The organism is Pseudophaeobacter sp. (genome assembly GCF_039971195.1).
Classification (GTDB): Bacteria; Pseudomonadota; Alphaproteobacteria; order Rhodobacterales; family Rhodobacteraceae; genus Pseudophaeobacter.
This window is the reverse complement of the sequence record NZ_JBDWPJ010000073.1, coordinates 1-22932: the sequence shown is the minus strand read 5'-3', so window position 1 is coordinate 22932 and position 22932 is coordinate 1. Positions and strand designations below refer to the sequence as shown.

The 22932-nt window shown below is 59.8% G+C and carries 25 protein-coding genes; 9 read left to right on the top strand and 16 right to left on the bottom strand.

From position 1 onward, the window contains the following. Window positions 1–272 precede the first annotated feature (272 nt). Entirely contained in the window at window positions 273–1712 is a 1440-nt protein-coding gene (locus ABJP42_RS06375; RefSeq protein ID WP_348339420.1) for an aldehyde dehydrogenase family protein, read from the bottom strand. A gap of 278 nt (window positions 1713–1990) precedes the next feature. Between ABJP42_RS06375 and ABJP42_RS06370 the strand changes: the two genes are divergently transcribed. Continuing rightward, window positions 1991–2644, top strand: coding sequence for a peroxiredoxin (locus ABJP42_RS06370; RefSeq protein ID WP_348339418.1), 654 nt, complete (start codon window positions 1991–1993; stop codon window positions 2642–2644). A gap of 257 nt (window positions 2645–2901) precedes the next feature. Next, window positions 2902–3426, top strand: coding sequence for a hypothetical protein (locus ABJP42_RS06365; protein WP_348339416.1), 525 nt, complete (start codon window positions 2902–2904; stop codon window positions 3424–3426). 220 nt (window positions 3427–3646) lie between these two features. On the opposite strand, the gene ABJP42_RS06360 is transcribed toward ABJP42_RS06365, so the two are convergent. Beyond that, window positions 3647–4066, bottom strand: a complete 420-nt coding sequence (locus ABJP42_RS06360) for a VOC family protein (protein WP_348339414.1) — start codon at window positions 4064–4066, stop codon at window positions 3647–3649. 5 nt (window positions 4067–4071) lie between these two features. Next, on the bottom strand, window positions 4072–4788 hold the full coding sequence (locus tag ABJP42_RS06355) for a glycosyltransferase family 25 protein (protein ID WP_348339412.1): 717 nt from the start codon (window positions 4786–4788) through the stop codon (window positions 4072–4074). 150 nt (window positions 4789–4938) lie between these two features. On the opposite strand from ABJP42_RS06355, the gene ABJP42_RS06350 reads away from it, so the two are divergent. Continuing rightward, window positions 4939–5097 (top strand): hypothetical protein, encoded by a 159-nt coding sequence (locus ABJP42_RS06350; RefSeq protein WP_348339410.1) that lies wholly within the window; start codon window positions 4939–4941, stop codon window positions 5095–5097. A gap of 87 nt (window positions 5098–5184) precedes the next feature. Here ABJP42_RS06350 and pnp read toward each other — a convergent pair whose 3' ends face one another. Continuing rightward, a complete protein-coding gene (gene pnp / locus ABJP42_RS06345) occupies window positions 5185–7317 on the bottom strand; it encodes a polyribonucleotide nucleotidyltransferase (RefSeq protein WP_348339409.1) in 2133 nt (710 codons plus the stop codon). 318 nt (window positions 7318–7635) lie between these two features. On the opposite strand from pnp, the gene ABJP42_RS06340 reads away from it, so the two are divergent. Continuing rightward, on the top strand, window positions 7636–8079 hold the full coding sequence (locus ABJP42_RS06340) for a PACE efflux transporter (protein WP_348339407.1): 444 nt from the start codon (window positions 7636–7638) through the stop codon (window positions 8077–8079). Here ABJP42_RS06340 and ABJP42_RS06335 read toward each other — a convergent pair. Further along, window positions 8019–8402 carry an ArsR/SmtB family transcription factor gene (locus ABJP42_RS06335; RefSeq protein ID WP_348339405.1) on the bottom strand — a complete coding sequence of 128 codons (384 nt, stop codon included), beginning with the start codon at window positions 8400–8402 and terminating at the stop codon, window positions 8019–8021. The genes ABJP42_RS06340 and ABJP42_RS06335 overlap by 61 nt on opposite strands. Before the next feature lie 58 nt (window positions 8403–8460). Between ABJP42_RS06335 and ABJP42_RS06330 the strand changes: the two genes are divergently transcribed. Then, window positions 8461–9810, top strand: coding sequence for a pyridoxal phosphate-dependent decarboxylase family protein (locus tag ABJP42_RS06330; protein ID WP_348339403.1), 1350 nt, complete (start codon window positions 8461–8463; stop codon window positions 9808–9810). A gap of 6 nt (window positions 9811–9816) precedes the next feature. Here ABJP42_RS06330 and ABJP42_RS06325 read toward each other — a convergent pair whose 3' ends face one another. The 8 genes from ABJP42_RS06325 to rbfA form a co-directional block, all read right to left on the bottom strand. Next, window positions 9817–10098: a DUF6525 family protein gene (locus ABJP42_RS06325; RefSeq protein ID WP_348339401.1), complete on the bottom strand. Its 282-nt coding sequence runs from the start codon at window positions 10096–10098 to the stop codon at window positions 9817–9819. A gap of 162 nt (window positions 10099–10260) precedes the next feature. Then, a complete protein-coding gene (rpsO, locus tag ABJP42_RS06320; RefSeq protein WP_009810119.1) occupies window positions 10261–10530 on the bottom strand; it encodes a 30S ribosomal protein S15 in 270 nt (89 codons plus the stop codon). 242 nt (window positions 10531–10772) lie between these two features. Continuing rightward, window positions 10773–11906: a calcium-binding protein gene (locus ABJP42_RS06315; RefSeq protein WP_348339399.1), complete on the bottom strand. Its 1134-nt coding sequence runs from the start codon at window positions 11904–11906 to the stop codon at window positions 10773–10775. A gap of 178 nt (window positions 11907–12084) precedes the next feature. Further along, a complete protein-coding gene (locus ABJP42_RS06310; RefSeq protein WP_348339397.1) occupies window positions 12085–12591 on the bottom strand; it encodes a DUF1643 domain-containing protein in 507 nt (168 codons plus the stop codon). Between the two features lie 60 nt (window positions 12592–12651). After that, the gene (locus ABJP42_RS06305) at window positions 12652–13431 is read right to left on the bottom strand and encodes a hypothetical protein (protein WP_348339395.1); all 780 of its coding nucleotides are present in this window, start codon (window positions 13429–13431) and stop codon (window positions 12652–12654) included. Between the two features lie 127 nt (window positions 13432–13558). Next, window positions 13559–14467 (bottom strand): tRNA pseudouridine(55) synthase TruB, encoded by a 909-nt coding sequence (gene truB, locus ABJP42_RS06300; protein ID WP_348339393.1) that lies wholly within the window; start codon window positions 14465–14467, stop codon window positions 13559–13561. Window positions 14468–14572: 105 nt separating this feature from the next. After that, window positions 14573–15316: a phosphodiester glycosidase family protein gene (locus ABJP42_RS06295; protein WP_490363192.1), complete on the bottom strand. Its 744-nt coding sequence runs from the start codon at window positions 15314–15316 to the stop codon at window positions 14573–14575. Then, complete coding sequence (gene rbfA / locus ABJP42_RS06290) at window positions 15313–15708, bottom strand: 30S ribosome-binding factor RbfA (protein ID WP_348339391.1); 396 nt, start codon at window positions 15706–15708, stop codon at window positions 15313–15315. The genes ABJP42_RS06295 and rbfA overlap by 4 nt, the downstream gene beginning before the upstream one ends. A 112-nt stretch (window positions 15709–15820) precedes the next feature. Between rbfA and dapB the strand changes: the two genes are divergently transcribed. After that, entirely contained in the window at window positions 15821–16630 is an 810-nt protein-coding gene (dapB, locus tag ABJP42_RS06285) for a 4-hydroxy-tetrahydrodipicolinate reductase (protein ID WP_348339389.1), read from the top strand. Between the two features lie 136 nt (window positions 16631–16766). On the opposite strand, the gene ABJP42_RS06280 is transcribed toward dapB, so the two are convergent. Genes ABJP42_RS06280 through ABJP42_RS06270 form a run of 3 tightly spaced genes read right to left on the bottom strand, consistent with a single transcriptional unit; the run spans window position 16767 to window position 18256 of the window. Continuing rightward, window positions 16767–17099: a putative quinol monooxygenase gene (locus ABJP42_RS06280; protein ID WP_348339387.1), complete on the bottom strand. Its 333-nt coding sequence runs from the start codon at window positions 17097–17099 to the stop codon at window positions 16767–16769. Between the two features lie 40 nt (window positions 17100–17139). Then, a complete protein-coding gene (locus ABJP42_RS06275) occupies window positions 17140–18078 on the bottom strand; it encodes a hypothetical protein (RefSeq protein ID WP_348339385.1) in 939 nt (312 codons plus the stop codon). After that, window positions 18038–18256 carry a DUF1674 domain-containing protein gene (locus ABJP42_RS06270; RefSeq protein WP_348339383.1) on the bottom strand — a complete coding sequence of 73 codons (219 nt, stop codon included), beginning with the start codon at window positions 18254–18256 and terminating at the stop codon, window positions 18038–18040. The genes ABJP42_RS06275 and ABJP42_RS06270 overlap by 41 nt, the downstream gene beginning before the upstream one ends. An 89-nt stretch (window positions 18257–18345) precedes the next feature. Here ABJP42_RS06270 and ABJP42_RS06265 point away from each other — a divergent pair, with 89 nt between their 5' ends. From ABJP42_RS06265 to purH, 3 genes are all read left to right on the top strand, one after another. After that, window positions 18346–19608: an RsmB/NOP family class I SAM-dependent RNA methyltransferase gene (locus ABJP42_RS06265; RefSeq protein ID WP_348339381.1), complete on the top strand. Its 1263-nt coding sequence runs from the start codon at window positions 18346–18348 to the stop codon at window positions 19606–19608. 105 nt (window positions 19609–19713) lie between these two features. Beyond that, window positions 19714–21468 carry a heparinase II/III family protein gene (locus ABJP42_RS06260; protein ID WP_348339379.1) on the top strand — a complete coding sequence of 585 codons (1755 nt, stop codon included), beginning with the start codon at window positions 19714–19716 and terminating at the stop codon, window positions 21466–21468. 31 nt (window positions 21469–21499) lie between these two features. Next, window positions 21500–22932, top strand: a 1433-nt coding sequence (purH, locus tag ABJP42_RS06255; RefSeq protein WP_348339377.1) for a bifunctional phosphoribosylaminoimidazolecarboxamide formyltransferase/IMP cyclohydrolase, incomplete at its 3' end; no start/stop codon positions are given.

Below are 22932 nucleotides of genomic sequence, written 5' to 3'. Positions count from 1 at the left end.
GGAGAGCAGTGAAGGGGGAGCTCCCGCGCGCCGGAGGCTTTCTGGCGAAAGCCCTCCTCCCCTTGGGCCGGGCGGGGCGCCAGAGCGGGGCGCCCGGCCCAACACCCGAAAGCGGTCTGGCTTTGCCAAGGCAGTGCCGGGAGGCGGGAGCGTTCCCCTTGCAGTCGCTGGCCAAGTGACAGCCTTGAGGGGCAAAGATCAGGCGGGGGCAAAAAAGAAAGGCCGCCCCGAGGGGCGACCTTCAATATTGTCCGTCTCTGGTGAGACGGTCTTTATTCTGGGGTCCAGCCGCCGATGGATTTCACTTCGAGGAAATCCTCGATGCCCCAGCTGCCGCCTTCGCGGCCATTGCCGGACTGTTTCATGCCGCCAAAGGGCGCGCCTGCGCTGCGGGATTTTCCGTTGATTTCAACCATGCCAGAGCGCAGCAGACGGGCCATGCGGTTGGCGCGGGCGCTGTCCTGGGTCTGCACATAGTTGGTCAGACCATAGGGGGTGTCATTGGCGATCTCGATGGCTTCCTCTTCGGTGTCAAAGGGGATCATGGTCAGAACCGGGCCAAAGATCTCTTCGCGGGCGACAACCATCTGGTTGTTAGCATCGGCAAAGACGGTGGGTTTGACATAGAAGCCCTTGTTCAGCCCATCGGGGCGTCCGGTGCCGCCGGCAACCAGCTTGGCACCTTCGTCGATACCCTGCTGGATCAGATCCTGGATCTTGTTCCACTGCAGCTCATTCACTACCGGGCCAATATGGCGGCCTTCCTCAGATGCTGGACCCACAGTGACCCTAGAGGCAACCTCGGCCGCGGTGGCCACAGCCTGATCGTAGACGCCTTTTTGAACCAACATCCGGCTGGGCGCATTACAGCTCTGGCCGGTGTTGTTCATCATGTGCAGCACGCCACGCTTGACCGCCTTATCGTCGGCATCGTCAAAGATCACATTGGCGCCCTTGCCGCCAAGCTCCAGATGCACCTTCTTCAGGGTCTCGGCGGCGGATTTGGAGATCGCGGTGCCGGCGCGGGTCGAGCCGGTAAAGGAGACCATGTCCACATCCGGATGCGCGGTCAGCTGCGAGCCGACGCCCACACCGTCACCATTGACCAGGTTGAACACCCCCTTGGGGAAACCGGCCTCATCCATCATCTCGGCAAAGAGCATGGCGTTGAGCGGGCTTTGCTCGGAGGGTTTCAGCACCATGGTGCAGCCCGCCACGGCGGCGGCACCAACCTTGAGCGTCACCTGGTTCATTGGCCAGTTCCACGGGGTGATCAGCGCCGCAACGCCGACGGCCTCGTGGATGATGCGATCATTGGGGGCGTGGTCGCCCAGGGGTGCGTCAAAGGCATAGGCCTTGGCGGCGTCGACAAAGCCTTGCAGATGGTAGCTGCCGGCGCCAACCTGCTGGCTGCGCGACATGGAAATCGGCGCGCCCATCTCGATGGACATGGCCTCGGCCATTTCATCGCTGCGCTTGCCATAGATTTCGATCAGCTTTTCAACCAGCGAGATACGTTCGGCCACGGGGGTGGCCATCCAACCGGGCAGGGCGGCTTTGGCGGCGGCAACGGCGGCATCGGTGTCCGCCTTGTCACCCAGTGAAATCACCGCACAGGCCTCTTCGGTCGAGGGGTCAATCACTTCAAAATCATTGGCCTGCGCGGGGGAAACCCACGCACCGTTGATGTAAAAGTCGCGTTTCTCAATCATGTCCGGGTCTCCCATTCAGACGCAGAATCCGGCACGCGGGCCGGATGTCAGACATCACTCTGTCACCCTGTTGCAAGCGGAGCAAGCGGTGATCTGCAATAATATGATCATATTATTTGAGGGAAGATCCGGCGCAGGCAATCTTCCGCAAAGTTCTGGCCAATCAGCCATAGGTTTTGCCTTTTGGGCTGGCCAATCCGGCAGGGGGCTGTAACGTTGCGACATCCATAAGGCGGGCCTGTGCCAGGTCCCGCAGATTGACATGAGAGGAGACCATCATGGGTTTGCGTATTAATGATGTAGTGCCAAATTTCACCGCAGATACCGACCAGGGAGAGATCACTTTCCACGATTGGATCGGCGACTCCTGGGCGATTCTGTTCTCCCACCCCAAGGATTTCACACCGGTCTGCACCACCGAGTTTTCTGCCGTGGCGCAGTTGAATGACGAATGGGCCAAACGTGGTACCAAGGTGATCGGCGTGTCCGTGGACGGTGTTGAGGACCACAAAAAGTGGAAAGGCGACATCGAGAAATACGGCATTGCCGCCGCCGGTTTCCCGATCATCGCGGACGAAGGTCTGGCCGTGTCCAAGGCCTTTGATATGCTGCCCGCCGAGGCCTATCTGCCCGATGGCCGCACTCCGGCCCATAGCGCCACCGTGCGCTCGGTCTTTATCATCGGGCCAGACAAGCAGCTGAAACTGTCGATGACCTATCCGATGACCGTGGGCCGCAACTTTGCCGAGATCCTTCGCGCCCTGGACGGGCTGCAGATGTCGACCAGCAATGGCGTTGCCACCCCGGCCAACTGGGTGCCCGGTGAAGATGTGATCATCCCGCCAGCGGTCTCAAACGAGGACGCCAAGGCCAAGTTCGGCGAGTTCGAGACTGTGTTCCCCTATCTGCGCAAAACCAAAGCGCCCAGCTGAACCGGCTGATCAATCCAGAATCGAGAAAAGGGGCCAATGGCCCCTTTTTGTTTGCTCCACAGAGAAAGCCCATGCGGCACGGGGCGCTTTGGCCACCTTAACCTCTCGCGCATGCCGCGTGCGTTCTAATCTGGCTTGTGGCCAAAAGCCAACCTAGATGAATGACGCAGCGAATGCGCGCTTTGAGCCCACTTTGCCGGACGCTGCACTCTGCATGAATGTCTGTTACGCTGCCATGATCGAACTTGGAGAAGCCTATGGATCGTCAGCACCCAACCGCTGAACACGCTTATACCCGCAAGCAATGGAAGCGGGCGGTCAATTTGTCAGCTTTTCTTGGGTGGCTGTCGATAGCTGTCCCTATTTCCGCTGGTATGAGCAATGCCGGACTTTTCCAATTTTTCGGCATAATGATTTGGGCTGCAGCCATCGGCCTCCCAATTGCGTTCATTGCGAGCTGGCTCATTTCGGCTCCGATACTCAACAGACTAATGCGAAAGAATATTTCTTGGTTTCAGGCTGCAGTTTGGGGAGGCGCGATCACGTGTCTCATAGCTCTGGCAAGCATTGCTATCGGGCGGTTCAGAGGCTGGAGGCAGTCGCTGGACCCCAGCTCTTTCTCCAGATTAGGTGGTGGCGACAAAGTTCGAGAGATTGATGGCATCCTAACTCCATATGGTTGGCTAAACCTTGCTCAGAACACAGCAATCTTCGTTGCGATTGGAATTGTCATCTCCCTTGTTGTTCGATTTGCAATCGGGCCAGGAGATCGGACTTCCTAGTTGGTTGCTGACATTGGCGCTGCCGCAGAGAAGTGGTGCTTTGTCCGCATAGCGAGCCTTCAAAGGCCTTCTTAGTCAAGGAATTTACAACATGCCAAAGCGGTGCTTTGGCAGCGCCCGAACCGCTCCCACGGGGCGGGTGCTTTGCTTCCCACCCCTCGGTTCGGACGCGGTGATTGATTGAAAGGGTTCAATCACGGTTTGCTATTTGTTCCCCGCCCTACCAGTCGCGGCCGGGTTCATCTGGGTTGCTGGAGAATAGGGCGATCTTGTTGCCTTGGGGGTCGCGAAGGTAGCCGACATAGAATTGTGGCCCATAGGCGGCGCGAAAGCCTGGTTTGCCTTCGTCAAAACCGCCTGCTGCAACTGCGGTGGCGTGCAGCTCGCGCACTTGTTTTTGGGCGCGCGCTTCAAAGGCGATCATAGTGCCGTTCCCGGCAGAGGCGGGGTTCCCGTCAAAGGTTGGTTTGACATAAAAATCCGGCAGCACGGGTGGTTGTTGGTCAGGCGGCACGGGCAGCGCGTAGCTGAGGCCCTCCGGGCCCTCCCTCAGCCCATAGCCAAGGGCGGGCAGAAAGGCAGAGTAAAACCGTTTTGCCTGTTCGATATCATCGGCACCAACAGTGACATAGGCAATCATGCGGTCTACCCCTTTTGCGGATGGGTTGAGACTTTGGTGCGGTAGAGGAAGCGTTTGATTTCGCGGGAGATTTTTCTACCGCTCTTGCGCTTTTGAATGGTGGAGCCGCCCAGTTCTGCGGTCTGTTCAGAGACGCCATTCGGCAGAATGCATTGGATCTGTTGGCCATGGATCCAGTGCATCTGCAAGAAGGTATCCACCGGGCGGTCCAGCTGTTTGGTCGCCTCCAGTAGCAGCTGTGCGGCCTCCCGGCCCACCACCTGTGCGACGGTCTGCAGGCCGATGACCTTGGGCAGGAACAGCCTGCTCTCTCCCTGCTGGGCGATCACCCTTGCGGGTACCTCGCGCGGTTTGGCCGGCAGGCGAATAAAGCTCTTGGTGTTGGCATTTTTCTGAACCAAAGCCAGCGTATCGGCCCAGACATCGGCCTCCAGCGCCAGATCATCTTCGACGATCAGCGCATAGTCCCAGTTTTCGTCGATGATCCGTTGCCAGCAGCGCCGATGCGACAGGAAACAGCCGATCTCGCCGGGGGAGAGCGGGGAGAAGGGGTAGTGCGGGCTGTGCAGATCGCCGGGATGCAGGATATCGGCGTGATCAGTGGCCACCGCGCGACCGTTCACCGCCTCCACGACCTCAGCTTCCGGCAAGGAAAACAGCAGGTGTTCGACATTTGCGGCGCGGTTGCTGCTGCCAGGCATATGGATAATCAGCGAATGCATGGAGTGCATCTACCGCAGATTGGCCAATGGGAAAAGTACCGCATCTGATCGCTTGGCTACCGTCATTGGTATCGGGGGGATAATTCATTGGATCGGTAGGCAAAAACCGGGCTAGAGTCAGTCCAATGGATGGCAACAGATGGGTGTGACATGCGGTGGGGCGTATTGATTATGGCGGTGGTTCTGTTGGCTGGTGGCCTTGCCTATTGGGTCAGCTGGCCCAAGGACTGCGCCTGCCTGCCAATGATCGAAGAAGACGGGGTAGTGAGTGATGCCGGCGTTGCTGCGACGCCGGATTGCCTCTGTTAGAGCCTAGTCTGACTTGACCAAAAATGCCCAGAAAAAAGGCCCCAGAGCAGAGCTCCGGGGCCTTTCTCGATTACTCAGAAGACAGGATTAGTCTTCTTTTTTCTCAGGAGCCATTTCTTCGCCGGTTTCCTGATCGATCATTTTCATCGACAGACGCACCTTGCCGCGATCGTCAAAGCCCAGGAGCTTCACTTTTACTTCCTGACCTTCCTTCAGAACATCCGAAGGGTGGTTCAGGCGGCGGTTTTCGATCTGGGACACGTGGACCAGACCGTCGCGCTTGCCAAAGAAGTTCACGAAGGCGCCGAAGTCGACGATTTTGACAACTTTACCAGTGTAAACCTTGCCTTCTTCGGGCTCAGCCACAATCGCGTGGATCATGTCATAGGCCTTCTGGATCGACTCAGCTACCGAAGAGGCGATCTTGATGATGCCTTCGTCGTTGATGTCGACCTTGGCGCCGGAAACCTCAACGATTTCACGGATGACCTTACCGCCGGACCCGATGACTTCACGGATCTTGTCGGTGGGCACCTGCATGGTCTCGATGCGGGGCGCGTGGACAGAGAATTCCGCAGCGCCGGACAGCGCTTTGTTCATCTCGCCGAGGATGTGGATACGGCCAGCTTTGGCCTGCTCCAGGGCTTTTTCCATGATCTCGGGCGTGATGCCTGCGATCTTGATGTCCATCTGCAGCGAGGTGATACCTGCCTCGGTACCGGCCACTTTGAAGTCCATGTCGCCCAAGTGATCTTCGTCGCCCAGGATGTCGGACAGGATCGCGTAGGAACCGTCTTCTTCCAGGATCAGACCCATGGCAACACCGGCAACCGGTGCTTTCAGCGGAACACCCGCATCCATCATCGACAGGGAGCCGCCACAAACGGAAGCCATCGAAGAGGAACCGTTGGATTCGGTGATCTCGGAAACCACGCGGATAGTGTAGGGGAAGTCGGTTGCCGCAGGCAGAACCGCCTGAAGCGCACGCCATGCCAGCTTACCGTGACCAATTTCACGACGGCCGGGGCCGCCCACACGACCAACTTCACCAACCGAATAGGGCGGGAAGTTATAGTGCAGCAGGAAGTTGGATTTGAAGTTGCCGTGCAGCGCGTCGATGAACTGCTCGTCGTCGCCGGTGCCCAGAGTGGTCACAACCAGACCCTGGGTTTCACCACGGGTGAACAGGGCGGAACCGTGGGTCCGTGGCAGCATGCCGGTCTCGGAAACGATGTCGCGGATCTCATCGGTGGCCCGGCCATCGATACGCTTGCCGGTTTTGACAACGTCGCCGCGCAGAATGCCAGCTTCGAGCTTCTTCATCGCCGAGCCAAGGTTGGCGTCGTCCAGCTGCTCTTCGTTCAGAGCCGCCTTGATGGTTTCGCGGGCGGCGGCAACAGCGGCGGTGCGCTCTTGCTTGTCGCTGATCGCAAAAGCGGCGCGCATTTCTGCATCGCCAGCGGCCTTAACGGCTTCAAACAGATCCGCGTAGTCAGGCGCTGCAAAGTCGAAGGGCTCTTTGGCAGCTTCTTCGGCCAGCGAGATGATCAGGTCGATCACAGGCTGGATGGCGTCATGCGCGAATTTCACCGCGCCCAGCATTTCTGCTTCGGACAGCTCATAAGCTTCGGATTCAACCATCATCACGGCGTCTTTGGTGCCGGCAACAACCAGGTCCAGGCGCTGCTCAGGGTTCAGGCGCAGGTCCTGCATATCGTCGACTGTCGGGTTCAGAACGTATTCGCCATCCTCAAAACCAACGCGGGCGGCTGCGATTGGGCCCATGAACGGCGCGCCAGACAGCGTCAGCGCGGCAGAGGCCGCGATCATCGCAACCATGTCTGGGTCGTTGACCAGATCGTGGCTCAGCACGGTGCACATCACCAGAACTTCGTTTTTGAAGCCGGGAACAAACAGCGGGCGGATCGGGCGGTCGATCAGGCGCGCAGTCAGTGTTTCTTTTTCGGTTGGGCGCGCTTCGCGCTTGAAGAAACCGCCGGGCACTTTACCCGCAGCATAGTATTTTTCCTGGTAGTGGACTGTCAGAGGGAAGAAGTCCTGACCCGGCTTTTGCTTGCGCGCAAAAGTCACGTTGGCCATTACGCTGGTTTCACCCAGCGTGGCGATGACAGAGCCATCAGCCTGACGGGCAACCTTGCCCGTTTCCAGTGTCAGCGTCTCTTCGCCCCACTGCATAGATTTCTTTGTTACGTTGAACATGTCAGCATCCTAAATGGGAGCACTCCCAGGCGGATCCCGGGTCTCCCGTTGCATATAGCGGCCCCATTGCCGCCGGCCTCTTCCATCTTGATTTCGCGTGCCGAGGCCAGGCACGTGTCTCAGATAGGCCGCCCATACAGGAGAACGGTGGTAAAAGAAAGTAAAAGCGGGAGCTGGCGCATCTTGCGGCGGTGCAAAGCGGCGATATAGTGCCGGGATGTGAGGACGACCTCCCCTGCGACGGCGGGACAGCGCACGGGACGGCCCGGCTAACAGCTTGGCGAAGCTCCGGTCAGGCAGCAGGGGGAAGAAGATCCGATGCGCAGCACAGCAGACAGAATTCGCCATGCGGTGTGTTTCGAAGTGATTGGCCTTTTGGCGGTGACCCCGCTGGGGGCTTGGGGGTTTGGCATGGAGATGCATGCCATTGGCGTGGTGGCTCTGGTTGGGGCGACGGTGGCGACGCTGTGGAACTATCTGTTCAATCTTGGGTTTGACCGGATGATGATGCGCCAGGTAGGGCACACCCGGAAATGGCCGCTGCTGCGGGTTTTGCATGCCATTTTGTTCGAAGTCGGCCTGCTGGCGGTGCTCTTGCCCTTTATTGCCTGGTACCTGCAGATCGGGCTCTGGACCGCTCTGATAATGGATCTGGGCTTTGCCGGGTTCTACCTCGTCTATGCCTTTGTCTATAACTGGGCCTATGACCTGGTGTTTCCGATCCCGGTGCAGTCAGTATCAGGGCAGCTAGGCGACGGGTAAAGCGCCGCGCTGGCCGAGGTGAAACTGCTGGCGATCTGCTGCAATGTGGCTTGGTTTGCCTTGTAGAACACCCAATTCTTGATCTTCTTTGAGCTGACCAGCCCGGCCTGTTCCAGACTTTTCATATGGCTGGTCACGGTGGGTTGGCTCAGGCCGACCTTGTCGGTGATGAAGCCCACACAGACGCCGTCCTGCACCAGATCCCCATCGCGTTGCGGTGGGAAATACCTGGTAGGATCCAGCAGCCAATCCATGATCTGCGCCCGATGTGGATTGGCCAGGGCACGCAGTGCGAGCAGGTGACTATGCAGAGGCTTGTTCATATAGGGCATCTTCTATATTGATCATTTCCGATATGGAATCGGATTGGGAGAGACTGCCATGAATGAAGGCCAGTTGCTACAGGAAGCCGACAGGCGTGGGCGTGACTATGTGGCTGGGGCAGAAACGCGTCGTGTCTTCCCAGCAGAGGCAGAAATTGCTGCGCTTTCCGGTTTTGACGAGGCCCTTCCGGACCAAGGCCTCCCGCCGGAAGAGACCATTGCCTTGATGGATAATCTTGGTTCACCCGCCACGGTGGCCTCCAACGGGCCGAATTATTTTGGTTTTGTCATCGGGGCCAGCCTGCCAGTGGCCGCCGCGGCAGAGCGCCTGGCACTGGCCTGGGATCAATGTGCCTCCACCGAGGATGGCAGCCCGGCGGCCTATGCGATTGAAAAACAGGCGAGCGCCTGGCTGCTGGAGGTGCTTGATCTGCCGCGCAGCAGCGCCGTGGCCTATGGCACCTCTGCCACCGCCTGTGGGCTCAGCTGTCTGGCGGCGGCGCGGGCGGAGCTGCTGGCCCGCCAGGGCTGGGATGTTGTCAATGACGGGCTGCACGGAGCACCAGAGGTTAAGGTGCTGGTCCCTGCCAGCACCCATGTCACCGTGCGCAAGGCGCTGCAGGTGCTGGGTTTTGGCTGGAACCGGGTGATCAAGGCACCAGTAGATGACAAGGGGCGGATCATCCCGGACCAGCTGCCCGCGATGGATGCCAATACTTTGCTGGTGCTGCAGGCCGGCGAGGTGAACACTGGCGAGTTTGATGATTTTGCCACGCTCATTCCCCGCGCCAAGGCGGCTGGGGCCTGGGTGCATGTGGATGGGGCCTTTGGGCTCTGGGCCCGGGCGGCGCCTCAGCTGCAGCATCTGACCAAAGGGATTGGCGGCGCCGACAGCTGGACCACCGATGGCCATAAATGGCTGAACACCCCCTATGACGGCGCCATGGCGATCTGTCGCGACCCAGCGGCGCTGGCGCGGGTGATGAACAGCGATGCGGCCTATTCCAGCGCCTCGGCGGAGGCGCAAAAGAATCTGACGCTGGAGTTCTCCCGCCGGGCGCGAGGCATCCCAATCTGGGCAGCGCTGCGCAGCCTGGGCCGCGCAGGGGTGGCAGATCTGGTGACCCGCCATCACCAACAGGCGCAGCGCATCAGTGCGGCCCTGCAGGAAGCCGGATTTGAGGTGCTCAACCGGGTTGTGCTCAATCAGGTGCTGGTCCGCGGCGCTGACGATGCCGCAACCCAGGCGATTTTACAGCAGGTGCAAGAGAGCGGCAGCTCCTGGTTTGGTGGCTCCGTCTGGCAGGAGCGTCCGGCTTTTCGCATAAGCCTCTCGTCCCATCGTACCAAAGACCAGCATGTGGAACAGCTGATTGATCTTTTGGTGCGGATCGGACCGGAGGGCTAGAACCGGCTAAAGCCCGGCGGCCTCCGAGGCCCGCGCCAATGTCGCTGCCTCGGCCCGATCCAGGCTGATTAGCGCCTGTTCCAGACTGTCGCCCCGAGCCTTGGCTTTGCGCCAGACACGTCGGCAAGAGGCTGGGGACCAGGGCAGTTTTGCCTCCTGCATCCACAGGCGCAGCTCGGAGGGCAATTGATCATAGGCGCGCATAGGGTCCTCGTTCCGCCTGCGGCGTTTGACGCGGGTTTTGCCCAGATTGGTTTTGGCGCTGGTGCGGGCAGGGGAATGGGACATTGTAGGGCCTGTAGTGGTGATTATGTAATAACATATCATTCGTTTCTACTGGGTGGCCCGGCAAGTGGCAAGAGACCGAACGCTCGTACCTGTCATGGCCTATCAAACGAAAAACGCCCGCTCAGATCTGAGCGGGCGTTGATGATCCAAAAATCGGTATTCTTAGCGGCGGATGCCAAGGCGTTTGATCAGGTCCTGGTAACGGGCCACATCTTTGCCTTTGGTATAATCCAGCAGCTTACGACGCAGGGCAACCATTTTCAAAAGACCACGACGACCGTGGTTGTCTTTTTTGTGGGTTTTGAAGTGCTCGGTCAGGGTGTTGATGCGCGAGGTGAGGATAGCAACCTGTACTTCGGGCGAACCGGTGTCGCCTTCTTTGGTTGCGAATTCTTTCATCAGGCGTGCTTTTTCTTCAGCTGTGATCGACATCGGGGTCTCCTTTAAAAGGTTAGAGTGATGGCACAGGCCGGGATGTCGTCCAGCGCAGGCCCATGGAGTAGAGCTGCTGCGAATCTATGACAGATCCAAAGCAGATGCGGGCGTATAGGCGGTAACGAGAGAAAAGGCAAAGAAGTTTTGCACCACGGCTTAGCTTGGGTGGCCTAAGTCAGTGGCCCAGGTAAGCGGCGAGACAGGCAGACAGGCGGCCTACGGTTTCTGGTCGGCCTGCCTCAGCTGGCGGGAAGTCCTGCAAGGTTCGGCGATTGGCTGTCGACCAGGGCGATATCCGCAACGCTCAGGTCTTCTGCGCCGGTGAGGCGCAGCACTTCGGTGCCGTTGACTCGGATCACTTGCTGGCTGGGGATCTCAGGGTCAGCTTCGATTTCAATCTCTGGCTCTCCCTCATTGTCGGCATGCCAGAACACCACCAACTGGTCTTCGGCGCTGTCAAAATCCATCAGCTGAACAGCCTCGCCGCTGCCTCCCAGATCCTCGGCCCAGATCTGATCCGCCCCGGCGCCTGCGGTGACAATATCGCCAGCCCCGGCGACCAGCGTATCATCGCCATCGCCGCCGTTGAGGTAATCCATTTCGCTGCCATCGTCGGCCCCCCAGACAAAATCATTGCCGAAGCCGCCAAACAGGCTGTCCTGACCGGTGCCGCCCTGCAGGGTGTCATCCCCGTCATTGCCATGCATCGCGTCATTGCCAGCTTCGCCGCTCAGGGAGTCGCCGCCCTGACCTCCATTGCCAAGATCATCCCCAGCGCCACCCTGCAGCGTGTCGGCGCCAAAATGGCCAAACAGGCTGTCTGCGCCTGTCCCGCCTGCCAGGGAGTCATCGCCATACTCGCCGTGCAACAGGTCCTCGCCGGCACCGCCTACAAGAGTGTCATTGCCGGTATCCCCATAAAGCCCGTCATCCCCAGCGCCGCCGTCGACGGAATCGTCGCCTCCGTAGCCATTCAACTGGTCATCGCCCTCCAACCCGGTGAGGTGATCGCCTATTTCAGTGCCGCCAATGATATCCGCCTGTTCCGATCCGGTGAGGGAGGTCCCATCAAAACCCGGCAGATCTCCGGTATCGCCGTCCCCGGTTTCGGGGTCGCCGCTTTTTTCGATGAAGTCGCAGATCTCCAACCCTTGATCAGTGCCGCTACCCTCGTCCCCGCTTGATCCATCGCCTGACCCACTGCCTGAGCCACCGAGGAGTTCGTCCATGGGGATAACGAGGGTGGTGGGGTCGTTGTCACCGCCAGAGATCGCGGTGCCATCTGCCTCCTCTGACGACAGGTCGTCGTCAAAATCCAGCAACGCGGCTCCGCCGATACCCATGAGCCCCAAAAGCCCGGCAATCCACAGCATGACATGTCTCCAAAACCGATCCGAACCGCACCAGACATTGGGGGTTGATCCGTGATCAGTCTGCCATATCGGGCTTAATTGTCTCCAGACAAATCAAGAACAGAGGTTAACGGCACTTTGCCTCAGGACATCAGTGGCTTGGGGTGTTTTGGCCAGAAACCGCCCCGTCAAAAATGCGTTAATCCCATAGCTGAGGCTGCTGGCTATAGGCAATATAGAGCGGGTGTTTGGGGTGGCCATGTTTGCTGAGGCCGAGGTGATGCAGGGCTCGGCCACGGCTGCGCAGCAGCGTCGCTATGGTGTCACCCTGATCACGATGGGCGCCATGGGTGCCCCAGGCGCAGATCACCATATCAGCCCAGTCAAACCCCGCAAGGATCGCCTCCCTGTTGTCGGGGCCTTCCGGGTCTTGGGCGGCGCGCATCACCTTAGGGTCGGTGGCGCGGATGGCAAAGATGTTGGTGGCCTGAAAGCCACCAAACCCAAGAGCTCGGGCACGGCGTTCGCAGCGTTCAATGGTGGGGTCATTCTGTACTTCGGTGGCCTTGGAGGGGTTCAGCATGACAAACATCACCCGCTTGCCCTCTGGTTCCCAGACGCGGGTGAGGCTGTAGCGATAGGTCTCGCATTCAGAATAGACGGCGGTGGAGGGCGCATCGCCCTTGGTATGGCTGCGGGTGATCATGGTGCAGTCCTGCCATCAAATCCACCAAATGAGAAGGCATGGGTTTGAGCGCGGCTGGCTTCAAGCCCCCAAAGCCAGTTTGGCCAGTCCCGTTTCTGCCCAGTTCACGGTATATTGAGCAGGCCCGCGAATGCCGCGTTTGGGTTTGTTGGGGCTGTCGTTTTGCACATGGGGATTGTCATGGAGTTTCTGTGCTGCCTCTCGGGCGGTGCGGAGTTGGTCAACACTCAGCAAAGGCCGTTGATGGGTCTTCACCGCAAAAAGAGTCATGCGATGCAGCGCCGAGGCAAGGGCCCAGACAAACATGTAGCGTTTGCCTTCCAGGCGAGGGGACTCCGCCAAACGGGCGACGGTTTCGACAACATCGTCATAGTAGGATAGATCCCGTTTCTGACGTAGAATTTCGGCACTGGCATAAAAATCGACCGCCGAGGCTTCGGGCGTCAACCCGGCAAGGATCTGCGTCCGGTCAACATTGCCGCTGGAGATCTGTTTGAGCCGATCCCGTGCGGCGGAGAAACTCGCCGAAGGGGCATTGGGATCAATCTCGGCAATCAGCTCTGAGAGTTCCGAGTTTTCGTATTCGGCTTGGTTCTCGCTCTCGGCCATCAGCTCGTTGGCGGCCCGTTCGGCTTCTTTGAATTCGGCTTCGAAATTGCCAATTTTTATCGATTTGAGCGTCGTCGTCAGCCAGTTGCCAAAGCTCTGCAGCCGTTCCTTGTTGCTGAGGGCCCAGATCAACAATCCCAGCGCCATGATCTGCCACAGAGAGATGTTTTCGATCAAAAGGCGAAAGGTCTGAAACGGGATATGGTCTGCAAGAGGATCGCTGGCGGCCATGGTACAATATCCTGATCAAAAGGGCGTTTGATCAGGATATCAATAATAGCGGCCCCAGCATAGCCGAGACCGTATAGTCGGGAACACATGGCCGGCAATGTGCTGCCAGAGTGTCGCTAGATTGCTGTCAGAGATTAAACACCCGGCTCGGGTGCAATTCGCCAGCCTTGTAGATGCCAACGGCAACCGCCTTGCCGTCATAGGACGCCCAGGCCTCGTCGCCGTATTCCACATCCGAGGCCAGCACCATGCCGGGATTGCCATTGCGCAGCCGCGTGGCGCCTTCGGGAGTGCATTTCAGCTCGGGCAGATCGGCAAGGCCCTGTTCCAGCGGCAGCAGGTGGGTGTCCAGCTCAGGCGTGCGCTCCATGCGTAGCACATCCTCCAGGGACAGCCCATCGGCGGCATCAAAAGGTCCGGACCAAATGCGACGCAACACCTTCACGTGGCCATGACACCCAAGGGCGGCGCCCAAGTCGCGGGCGATGGAGCGCACATAGCCGCCTTTGCCGCAGGTCATTTCCAGCACCACGTGGTCGGCGTCGGGGCGGTCCACCAGCACCAGTTCTTCGACCCAGAGGGGGCGCGCGGCGATTTCAAAATCCTCATCCCCGTCGCGGGCCAATTTATAGGCGCGCTGACCGTCGATTTTCACGGCCGAGAATTTTGGCGGGATCTGCTGGATCTCGCCAATAAAGGGCAATAACGCCTCTTTGATTTCATCGTCCGAGGGGCGCGCATCGCTGGAAGCAATGATCTCGCCCTCGGCATCATCGGTATTGGTGGCCTGGCCCAGCCGCACGGTAAAGGTATAGGCCTTGAGCGCGTCGGTGATATAGGGAACGGTCTTGGTGGCTTCGCCCAGGGCAATGGCCAGCACACCGGTTGCTTCGGGATCGAGCGTGCCTGCGTGGCCGGCCTTTTTGGCCTCCAGTGCCCAGCGCACCTTGTTTACCACAGCTGTCGAGGTCAGCCCGGCGGGTTTATCCACCACCAGCCAACCCGAAATATCGCGCCCTTTGCGTTTGCGTGCCATGTTCGTCCCCAAATTCCTGTGAGGCGCGCGGCCTAGCCCAAGGCATCTGCCCTGTCAATTCCACTTGAGGTGAATTGGCCCGGTAAGTGGTCCCGGTGGCTGGGCCTATTCTACTACGCCGACAACCGGCCCCATCATGAAACCAGCGTCACTGCGCCCGATCTGGGGCGCATGCAACCGTGAGATATTGCCATCGAAATAGAGCGCGTTGGGCAATTTCAGATAGTCGCGAAACAGGCTGCCAAACTGGTGGAAGGTCACCGCATTGCGCGAGATGGCAAAAGCCACCCGTCGGCCATCGGCGGAAGTGCCAACGCCGTTGCGGATGTAATAGGAGGTCGAATCGGGCAAAAAGCGCGGGTGCAATATGCCATCGATCACCAGCATCGGCCCGGACTGCGTGGCCGAGGTGCATGTGGTGCCCGCATCGCGAAACGCCAGGGTTTCAAAGACATCGGCGCGGCCCGGGCGCAGGCAGAACACCCCATTGGGCAGCAAGCCAAAATTGCCGGGTCCGGCGTTGGGCACCAGCCGCATCTCTTCCTTTCCGTCTTCGATGTATAATCCCACCGGGGCACGGTTGGCGTGATACATCCCGGCATTGGTGGCAAAGATCAGCGCCTTTCCCTCTGCCTCCAGGGCCTGTTCGATGGTGGAGAAATGGCCAAATACCTGATCTTTGTCATCGCGCAGAAACAGTTTGAGCTGCGCTTGGGCAGCGTCAACTTCACAGAGCGCGTATCGATTGCCTTCGTAGGTGATATTGCTGCAGGAAACAGCGCCACTGTCGGCCCCCAGGACTGGCCCGGCCCAAAGGGCGGCCAGCAGGCAGAGGGCCCGGCGGATCAATCCTCAATATCGCGGCGCACCGCGTCCTGTTCGAGCAGTTTTCGGGTGGCATCCATCTGGTCATAGGTGAGATCCAGCTGAAAGCGCAGATCGGGGGTATGTTTCATCCCCAGTTTTTTGCCCGCCAGGGTGCGCAGCTCCCATTTGTTGCGGCCCAGCAGTTTCAGCAGATCCTCCTGCCCCTTGCCGCCCAAGGGCAGCACAAAGGCGGTGGCGATGCGCAGATCTGGGGTGACCCGGACCTCGCCGACGGTGATCGACATGCGGTTCAGTTCGGGGTCGTGCAGCTCGCCACGCGAAAACACTTCGGACAGGGTCCGGCGGATCAGCTCGCCGACGCGCAGCTGCCGTTGGGAGGGGGCGCGCCCCTCAGGAGATTTGTTCTTTGCCATATCTTCGATCTAAGGCGAAACCTGCCCTTTGCCAAGTCACCGCCAAGCGGGTAGGAGAAAACCTACAGAGAATTTCTACGTACCACCCATCCAAGCGGCGAGGACCACAGCAATGAGTGAGACACCAGGCATCGTGATTACAGGGGCTTCGGGCCGCATGGGGCAGATGCTGATCAAGACGGTTCTGGACAGCGACAAGGCGCGGCTGGTTGGCGTGGTAGAGCGGCAGGGCCATGCCTGGGTCGGGCAGGATCTGGGCACTGTCATGGGCGGCGGCGCGATTGGTGTTGCTGTGACCGATGATCCGCTGGAGGCGTTTTCCAAGGCACAAGCGGTGATTGATTTCACCTCCCCTGAGGCGACGCTGGCCTTTTCAAAGCTGGCGGCCCAGGCCCGTGCGGTGCATGTGATTGGCACCACTGGCATGTCGCAGGAGCAGATCGCCCAGCTGGAACCTGCCTCCCGCCATGCGGTTCTGGTGCGGGCGGGCAATATGAGCCTTGGCGTGAACCTTTTGGTACAGCTGACCAAAAAGGTCGCCGCCGCCCTGGACGAGGATTTTGATATTGAGGTGATCGAAGCCCATCATCACCACAAGGTCGATGCACCTTCGGGAACTGCCTTGATGCTGGGCGAGGCGGCGGCCGAGGGGCGTGGCGTGACCTTGGCGGATGTGTCTGACTCTGGTCGAGATGGGATCACTGGCGCGCGCAAACGCGGCGACATCGGCTTTAGCGCCATTCGCGGCGGCGATATTGTGGGCGAACATGATGTATTGTTTGCCGCTGCCGGCGAGCGCATCGTTTTGCGCCATATGGCCACGGATCGGGCGATCTTTGCCCGGGGGGCTTTGAAAGCTGCGCTCTGGGGGCAGGACAAGGCGCCGGGCGAGTATGACATGCTGGATGTGCTGGGGCTATAAGCAGGGTCAGGCTTTTTGGGGGAGGGCGCGCCCCGATGGGGCGCGGCTTCCTTTTTCGGCGGTAAAGCCGCCTGAATGCCTCCGGCGGGAATATTTTTGGAAAGATGATATCTGGGGCGCGGCTGCGGCGGGCTGATCAGAGTCCGGTGCTTTGGTCAAAGCCTTCAAAACCCGCAGTAGTTTCCACCACTGAAGCCTCGAAATGGGCAATGAGCGGCATCACCAGGGGTTCGACTTCTTGGGTCCAAACGGGGCCGTGGTAGAAAGCCTGTTTGATCGCCTCGCGCTGTTCAAGGCTCTCAAAGGCGCGCATCCAGTGGACTTTGTCTGGGTCTTCCAGATCGCGCATGGGACCAAAGACCAACATGCCAGCATCGCGCAGGGCGGTGCGGTTCACCTCCTCGAAGAAACGGATGAAGTTTTCACGCTGGCCGGGATGTAGGGTATAGCGGCGGATTTCCAGAATCATGTTTCCATTCCTTTTAGAGAGGGGCGCGCGATCTGCGATCTTACCGGCAGTTGGTTTGGCTATAGCTCAAAAGGGCCTGTGCTGTTTCGCGGGCTTGAGCTGGTGAGCGGGTACCGAGCCGGACCTGCGTGGGAAACTCCAAGCCGCCAAGCACGAGGGTGTCGCGCGCTGCTGTCTCTGCGTTGTAGATCAGATTGAAGGTGTAGCCGGTGATCGTAGTGTCGACCTCCACTGAGTTTACGAAGTCGCTAAGGGCTGGGGCATCCGCGTGAGGCTGAATTTCTGCCAGAGGCTGTCCAGGTTCAGTATCTGGGATGAGAGCCCTGAGTTGAAAGGAAAGTTTCCCATTTGGCTGCTGTAGCAGGCTGCGCAGATCGGCTTTGGACACAGGGCCTTCTTGTCCCTTTGGCAGGGGGCTGTTCTGTGTGATGGTGCCGTCATTTCTGTATAGCGTCAGGGTATGCCCTGGACGGTTCTGCAGACTGATCGGGACTTTGGACAAAAGTCGCTGTGCTGTTGCTAACTGCTGATCAGAAACCGGTTTTGGAATCAAGGTCACAATGGCACGGCCATTGTTGATCGGTGTAATGTTGACAGTTTCCTGGCTGAAATCGGAGAGATTCACACTTAAACGGGATCTGCGCAGGCTGTTTTCGCTTGCCTGAGTGATGGAGATATCCAACCGGCAGTCGTCCAGTTGAATGTCTACCTTGTCACCTTCTGTTGCCCACTGGACCTCCCAAAGGGCCTCCAGCGCTAATTCACGTGGACTTTTCTGGATGAAGAGAAAGTACCCCGCGACAGCTGTAAAAGCTAGGCAGATCAGACCAACTATATTGCCAGTTTTCAGCATGAATTTCCTGAAAATAGAGTTGTAAGTCGAGTGTTCCAAACTCGCGAATACCTGAGGTGTTTCGTGAGGTTGATGGGCCGGACAGTCAAAAATCGATGGCGATGCCTTTTTTTTCCCAATCGCCATAGCGGGCAGGGTCCAATCCATCGCGACCGCCAAGCTCTACCGGTGGTTTTGCCTTGGCATCGGCGGCCTTGCGGCGTTCGGCGGCCTCGGCCAGGGCGCGCTGGGCGGCGGCGGGCAGTTCGGCGGCAATGGTGGCGTCGGGGCTGGTCTGGTTTGCGGTCTTGGGCGCGTCGCTCATGGCGGGTTCCTTTATGCTCTGGCCATGATATACGCCCCTTTTTGGTGGGAACAAGCCACCAAGGCGCTTTGATGCGAAGGAGAGCAGCAATGTCCGATGGAACCCAGGCCCGCCGTACGGTGATCTATCTTTTGGATCAGGTCCTGGGTGAGGGGCGTCTGTTGGCGGAATGCTATGCGGCTGGGGCGCTGGAGCGGCTGTCGCCTGAGGACCGCGCCCGTGCCCAGCGTCTGACCCTGCAGACCCTGCGCAGCCTGGAGCGTGCCGACCGAGTGCTGCAAAAGCATCTGAAGAAATCAACTCCGCTGACGGTGCAGAACGCCCTGCGTCTGGGCACGGTGGAGCTGTGCGGCGGTGGGGCGCCTCACGGGGTGGTCAATGATATGGTGGCGATCATCTCCAAGCATCGTCATCATGGTAAGCTTAAAGGGCTGGTCAATGCGGTGCTGCGTAAGGTCGCCGAGAAGGGTCCGGCGGAATGGGGTAAGCTGCGGGTGCCGCGGCTGCCCAAATGGCTGCGCAAACCCCTGGTGGAGGCCTGGGGAGCCGAGACCATGCTGGAGATCGAGGCGGCGCATTTTGCCGCTGCGCCACTGGATATCACCGGCAAGCCGGGGACCGATCTTGCGCCCCTGGGCGGTGAGGTCCTGGCGACCGGATCGCTGCGCTTGCAGGAAGGCGGCCAGGTCTCGGCCTTGCCGGGATATGCCACGGGCGACTGGTGGGTGCAGGATGCGGCGGCGGCGCTGCCTGCGCAGATGCTGCAGGCCAAACCCGGTGAGCGGGTGCTGGATCTTTGTGCCGCACCCGGTGGCAAGACCATGCAGATCTCCGCCAGCGGTGCCAATGTCACTGCGGTGGATGCCTCGGCGGCGCGGATGGAGCGGCTGCGGGAAAACCTCTCCCGGACCGGGCTGGTGGCGGATCTGGTGGTGGGCGATGCCCTGGAGCAAAGCGGTGAGTTTGATGCGGTACTGCTGGACGCGCCCTGTTCTGCAACCGGCACTATTCGTCGCCACCCGGATCTGCCCCATGCCAAGGACGGCAGCGCCTTTGGCGAGCTGATTGAATTGCAGGCACGGATGTTGGCCCATGCCTGGAGCCTGGTCAAACCCGGCGGGCGGCTGGTGTTTTGCACCTGTTCACTGCTGCCCGATGAAGGCGAGTGTCAGGTTGAGGAGGCTCTGGAGATGTTTGCGGATATGTCCGTGGATCGCGATGTTCTGGCATCCTTGGGAATTGACCCAGCCTGGATCACCGAAGAGGGCGGGCTGCGGTTGCGGCCGGATTACTGGCCGGGACAGGGCGGCATGGACGGATTTTACATGGCGCTTTTGCGCAAATCTGCCTGAGGAGCGCGCTAAGGTCGTATTCATCGGTGACTTGACGCCGCAAGGTGGCTATCCTTTTGCCAAAACGCCGGCAATCCAGAGCACTAAAGGCGTGAGGCAGAGAGCATGTCCAGATACGATAGAGTGGCGGGTCGTGGCACCCGGGTGATGAATAGATACTATGCCTGGCGCGCCCGTAAGCAGCCAGCAGCGACTGGTTTTGTTTCGCAGCCCGAGCCGCGCACCATAGGCAGTTTTGCTCGCGGGCGGCAGCTGGTGGCGGGTAATCTGCTGTTTGCCGGCTTCCTGGTTGAATCGCAAACCACCGGCCTTTGGGAAGTGCAGGCTCCGGACGCAGCCTTTGATGCGGAACGTCAGGGCTTTACCTGGTTGGATGATCTGGCAGCGGTTGGCGATATCAAGGCGCGGGTCAAGGCGCAGAAATGGGTCTGGGGCTGGATCGACAGCCATGGCAATGGCGGTTCGCAAGCCTCGGCGCTGGCCTGGTCTCCGGATCTGACGGGGCGCCGGGTCATTCGTTGGATCAACCACGCATTGTTCCTGCTGAGCGGCAAGGACCGGGCGGAGACCGAGATCTTTTACCAATCCCTGTCGCAGCAAACCTGGTTCCTGTCGCAGCGCTGGAAAGGCGCTTCGCCGGGGCTGCCCCGGTTTGAGGCGCTGACCGGGTTGATCTATGCCGGGCTGGCCCTGCAGGGGCATGAAGAGCTGGCAGATCCGGCGATCCGCGCCCTGGCCACGGAATGCGAGAGCCAGATTGACGCCGAGGGTGGCGTGCCTACACGCAATCCCGAAGAGCTTTTGGAGGTGTTTACCCTGCTCACCTGGGCAGCGGCTGCGCTGCATGAGGTCGGGCGCACGGTGCCAGCGGCGCAGACTGCCGCGATTGAACGGATTGCCCCGGCGCTGCGCACCCTGCGCCATGCCGATGGCGGGCTGGCGCGGTTTCATGGTGGCGGGCGTGGCCTTGAAGGCTGGCTGGATCATGCCCTGGCGGCGAGCCATGTGTCTGGGGATCACCGTGATGGGCTGGCCATGGGCTATGCCCGACTGGCGGCGCGGCGCACCTCGGTGGTGATTGACGCGGCTGTGCCGCCCCAGGGTGCGGCCTCGGGCAATGGTCATGCCTCGACCCTGGCCTTTGAGCTCACCTCGGGGCGGCGGCCCTTGATTGTGAACTGCGGTTCCGGAGAGACCTTTGGTCTGGAATGGCGTCGCGCCGGACGGGCGACGCCATCGCATTCGACGCTGTGTCTGGCGGGGCATTCCAGTGCCCGTCTGGCATCGCCGGATCGTACCACCGGGCAGGAGCTGCTGGTGGATGCGCCCAAACAGGTACAGGTGGCGCTAGACGAGGTGGAGGATGGCCATCGGTTCCAGGGCGGCCATGATGGCTATCTGCGGGACTTTGGCCTCACCCATGCGCGGACCTTGGAGCTGTCAGACGATGGCCGGGGCCTGGCGGGCGAAGACCTGATTGTGGCCATTGAAGACCCGGCCAAACGGGTCTTTTCCAAAGCGCTGGATCGTTCAGGTTCCAAGGGCATCGAATTTGAGCTGCGTCTGCATCTGCACCCAGAAGTGGATTCGGCGCTTGATCTGGGTGGTTCAGCCGTGTCGATGGCGCTGAAAAGTGGGGAAATCTGGGTGTTCCGCCACGATGGAACCTGCGAATTAAAGCTGGAACCCAGTGTTTATCTGGAAAAAACGCGATTAAAGCCCCGTGCGGCAAAGCAGATCGTTTTATCTGGCCGCGCAATCGAGTATGCGACACGCGTCCGGTGGACGCTCAGCAAGGCGCAGGAAACTGCCATTGCCGTGCGTGACCTGAATCGGGATGAGCCCGAGATTTTCGACTGAGCCTACAGAGCCTGTAAAGGACCGCCCTGCCATGACCGACCAAACGCCTATCCGCCGCGCCCTGCTTTCCGTATCCGACAAGACCGGTCTTATTGACCTCGGCAAGGCGCTGGCCGCCCGCAATGTTGAGCTTTTGTCCACTGGCGGTTCCGCCAAGGCCCTGCGTGAGGCTGGGCTCGAGGTCAGGGATGTGGCTGATATCACCGGATTTCCTGAGATGATGGATGGTCGGGTCAAGACCCTGCATCCTATGGTGCATGGCGGCTTGCTGGCGCTGCGCGGCAATGCCGATCACGTCAAAGCCATGGAGGAGCACGGCATTGGTCCCATCGATCTTTTGGTGGTGAACCTCTACCCGTTCGAAGAGACTGTGGCCAAGGGTGCTGATTATGACACCTGCATCGAGAATATCGACATTGGCGGTCCGGCGATGATTCGCGCCGCTGCCAAGAACCACGGCGATGTGACCGTGGTTGTGGATGTGGCAGACTATGACAAGCTGTTGGGCGACATGGACCAGCACGATGGCGCCACCTGTCCGAAATTCCGCCGCAAGCTGGCACAGATTGCCTATGCCCGCACCGCCGCCTATGACGCTGCTGTCTCGACCTGGCTGGCAGGTGCACTGGAGCTGGAAGCGCCGCGCCGCCGTGCCTTTGCCGGAGAGCTGAAGCAGACCCTGCGCTATGGTGAGAACAGCCACCAGAAAGCGGCCTTTTATACCGATGGCACCAACCGACCCGGTGTGGCCACAGCCAAACAGCTGCAGGGCAAGGAACTGTCCTACAACAACATCAATGACACCGACGCGGCCTATGAGCTGGTCGCCGAATTCGACCCGGCCGAAACCGCCGCTGTGGCAATCATCAAACACGCCAACCCCTGCGGTGTCGCCAGGGGGGCAACCCTGATCGAGGCCTACCAAAAGGCATTCGACTGCGACCGCACCTCGGCCTTTGGTGGCATTGTGGCGCTGAACCAGCCGCTGGACGGCGAAACCGCCAGCAAGATCGTCGAGATCTTCACCGAAGTGGTAATCGCACCGGGCGCCTCGGATGAGGCCAAGGCGATCTTTGCTGCCAAAAAGAACCTGCGCCTGCTGCTAACCGAAGGTCTGCCAGATACCCGCGCGGCCCAAACCGCCTACAAACAGGTGGGCGGTGGCGTTCTGGTGCAGGACAAGGATGTTGGCTACGTCGGCATGGAGGATCTGAAAGTGGTCACCAAGGTTGCCCCAACGGATGAGCAAATGCAGGATCTCCTGTTCGCCTGGAAAGTCGCCAAACACGTCAAATCCAACGCCATCGTCTATGTCAAAGGCAGCGCCACCGTTGGTGTTGGCGCCGGCCAGATGAGCCGCCTCGACAGCGCCAATGTTGCGGCGTCAAAAGCGCAGCGGATGGCGGATGAACTGGGTCTGGACGAGAGCCTGGCCAAAGGATCGGCTGTGGCCTCGGATGCCTT

What these genes read in the sequence shown, in the direction of transcription:
- ABJP42_RS06375 (WP_348339420.1), bottom strand. Translation starts at nt 1,712, where the DNA reads ATGATTGAGAAACGCGACTTTTACATCAACGGTGCGTGGGTTTCCCCC.
- ABJP42_RS06370 (WP_348339418.1), top strand. Translation starts at nt 1,991, where the DNA reads ATGGGTTTGCGTATTAATGATGTAGTGCCAAATTTCACCGCAGATACC.
- ABJP42_RS06365 (WP_348339416.1), top strand. Translation starts at nt 2,902, where the DNA reads ATGGATCGTCAGCACCCAACCGCTGAACACGCTTATACCCGCAAGCAA.
- ABJP42_RS06360 (WP_348339414.1), bottom strand. Translation starts at nt 4,066, where the DNA reads ATGATTGCCTATGTCACTGTTGGTGCCGATGATATCGAACAGGCAAAA.
- ABJP42_RS06355 (WP_348339412.1), bottom strand. Translation starts at nt 4,788, where the DNA reads ATGCATTCGCTGATTATCCATATGCCTGGCAGCAGCAACCGCGCCGCA.
- ABJP42_RS06350 (WP_348339410.1), top strand. Translation starts at nt 4,939, where the DNA reads ATGCGGTGGGGCGTATTGATTATGGCGGTGGTTCTGTTGGCTGGTGGC.
- pnp (WP_348339409.1), bottom strand. Translation starts at nt 7,317, where the DNA reads ATGTTCAACGTAACAAAGAAATCTATGCAGTGGGGCGAAGAGACGCTG.
- ABJP42_RS06340 (WP_348339407.1), top strand. Translation starts at nt 7,636, where the DNA reads ATGCGCAGCACAGCAGACAGAATTCGCCATGCGGTGTGTTTCGAAGTG.
- ABJP42_RS06335 (WP_348339405.1), bottom strand. Translation starts at nt 8,402, where the DNA reads ATGAACAAGCCTCTGCATAGTCACCTGCTCGCACTGCGTGCCCTGGCC.
- ABJP42_RS06330 (WP_348339403.1), top strand. Translation starts at nt 8,461, where the DNA reads ATGAATGAAGGCCAGTTGCTACAGGAAGCCGACAGGCGTGGGCGTGAC.
- ABJP42_RS06325 (WP_348339401.1), bottom strand. Translation starts at nt 10,098, where the DNA reads ATGTCCCATTCCCCTGCCCGCACCAGCGCCAAAACCAATCTGGGCAAA.
- rpsO (WP_009810119.1), bottom strand. Translation starts at nt 10,530, where the DNA reads ATGTCGATCACAGCTGAAGAAAAAGCACGCCTGATGAAAGAATTCGCA.
- ABJP42_RS06315 (WP_348339399.1), bottom strand. Translation starts at nt 11,906, where the DNA reads ATGCTGTGGATTGCCGGGCTTTTGGGGCTCATGGGTATCGGCGGAGCC.
- ABJP42_RS06310 (WP_348339397.1), bottom strand. Translation starts at nt 12,591, where the DNA reads ATGATCACCCGCAGCCATACCAAGGGCGATGCGCCCTCCACCGCCGTC.
- ABJP42_RS06305 (WP_348339395.1), bottom strand. Translation starts at nt 13,431, where the DNA reads ATGGCCGCCAGCGATCCTCTTGCAGACCATATCCCGTTTCAGACCTTT.
- truB (WP_348339393.1), bottom strand. Translation starts at nt 14,467, where the DNA reads ATGGCACGCAAACGCAAAGGGCGCGATATTTCGGGTTGGCTGGTGGTG.
- rbfA (WP_348339391.1), bottom strand. Translation starts at nt 15,708, where the DNA reads ATGGCAAAGAACAAATCTCCTGAGGGGCGCGCCCCCTCCCAACGGCAG.
- dapB (WP_348339389.1), top strand. Translation starts at nt 15,821, where the DNA reads ATGAGTGAGACACCAGGCATCGTGATTACAGGGGCTTCGGGCCGCATG.
- ABJP42_RS06280 (WP_348339387.1), bottom strand. Translation starts at nt 17,099, where the DNA reads ATGATTCTGGAAATCCGCCGCTATACCCTACATCCCGGCCAGCGTGAA.
- ABJP42_RS06275 (WP_348339385.1), bottom strand. Translation starts at nt 18,078, where the DNA reads ATGGCGATTGGGAAAAAAAAGGCATCGCCATCGATTTTTGACTGTCCG.
- ABJP42_RS06270 (WP_348339383.1), bottom strand. Translation starts at nt 18,256, where the DNA reads ATGAGCGACGCGCCCAAGACCGCAAACCAGACCAGCCCCGACGCCACC.
- ABJP42_RS06265 (WP_348339381.1), top strand. Translation starts at nt 18,346, where the DNA reads ATGTCCGATGGAACCCAGGCCCGCCGTACGGTGATCTATCTTTTGGAT.
- ABJP42_RS06260 (WP_348339379.1), top strand. Translation starts at nt 19,714, where the DNA reads ATGTCCAGATACGATAGAGTGGCGGGTCGTGGCACCCGGGTGATGAAT.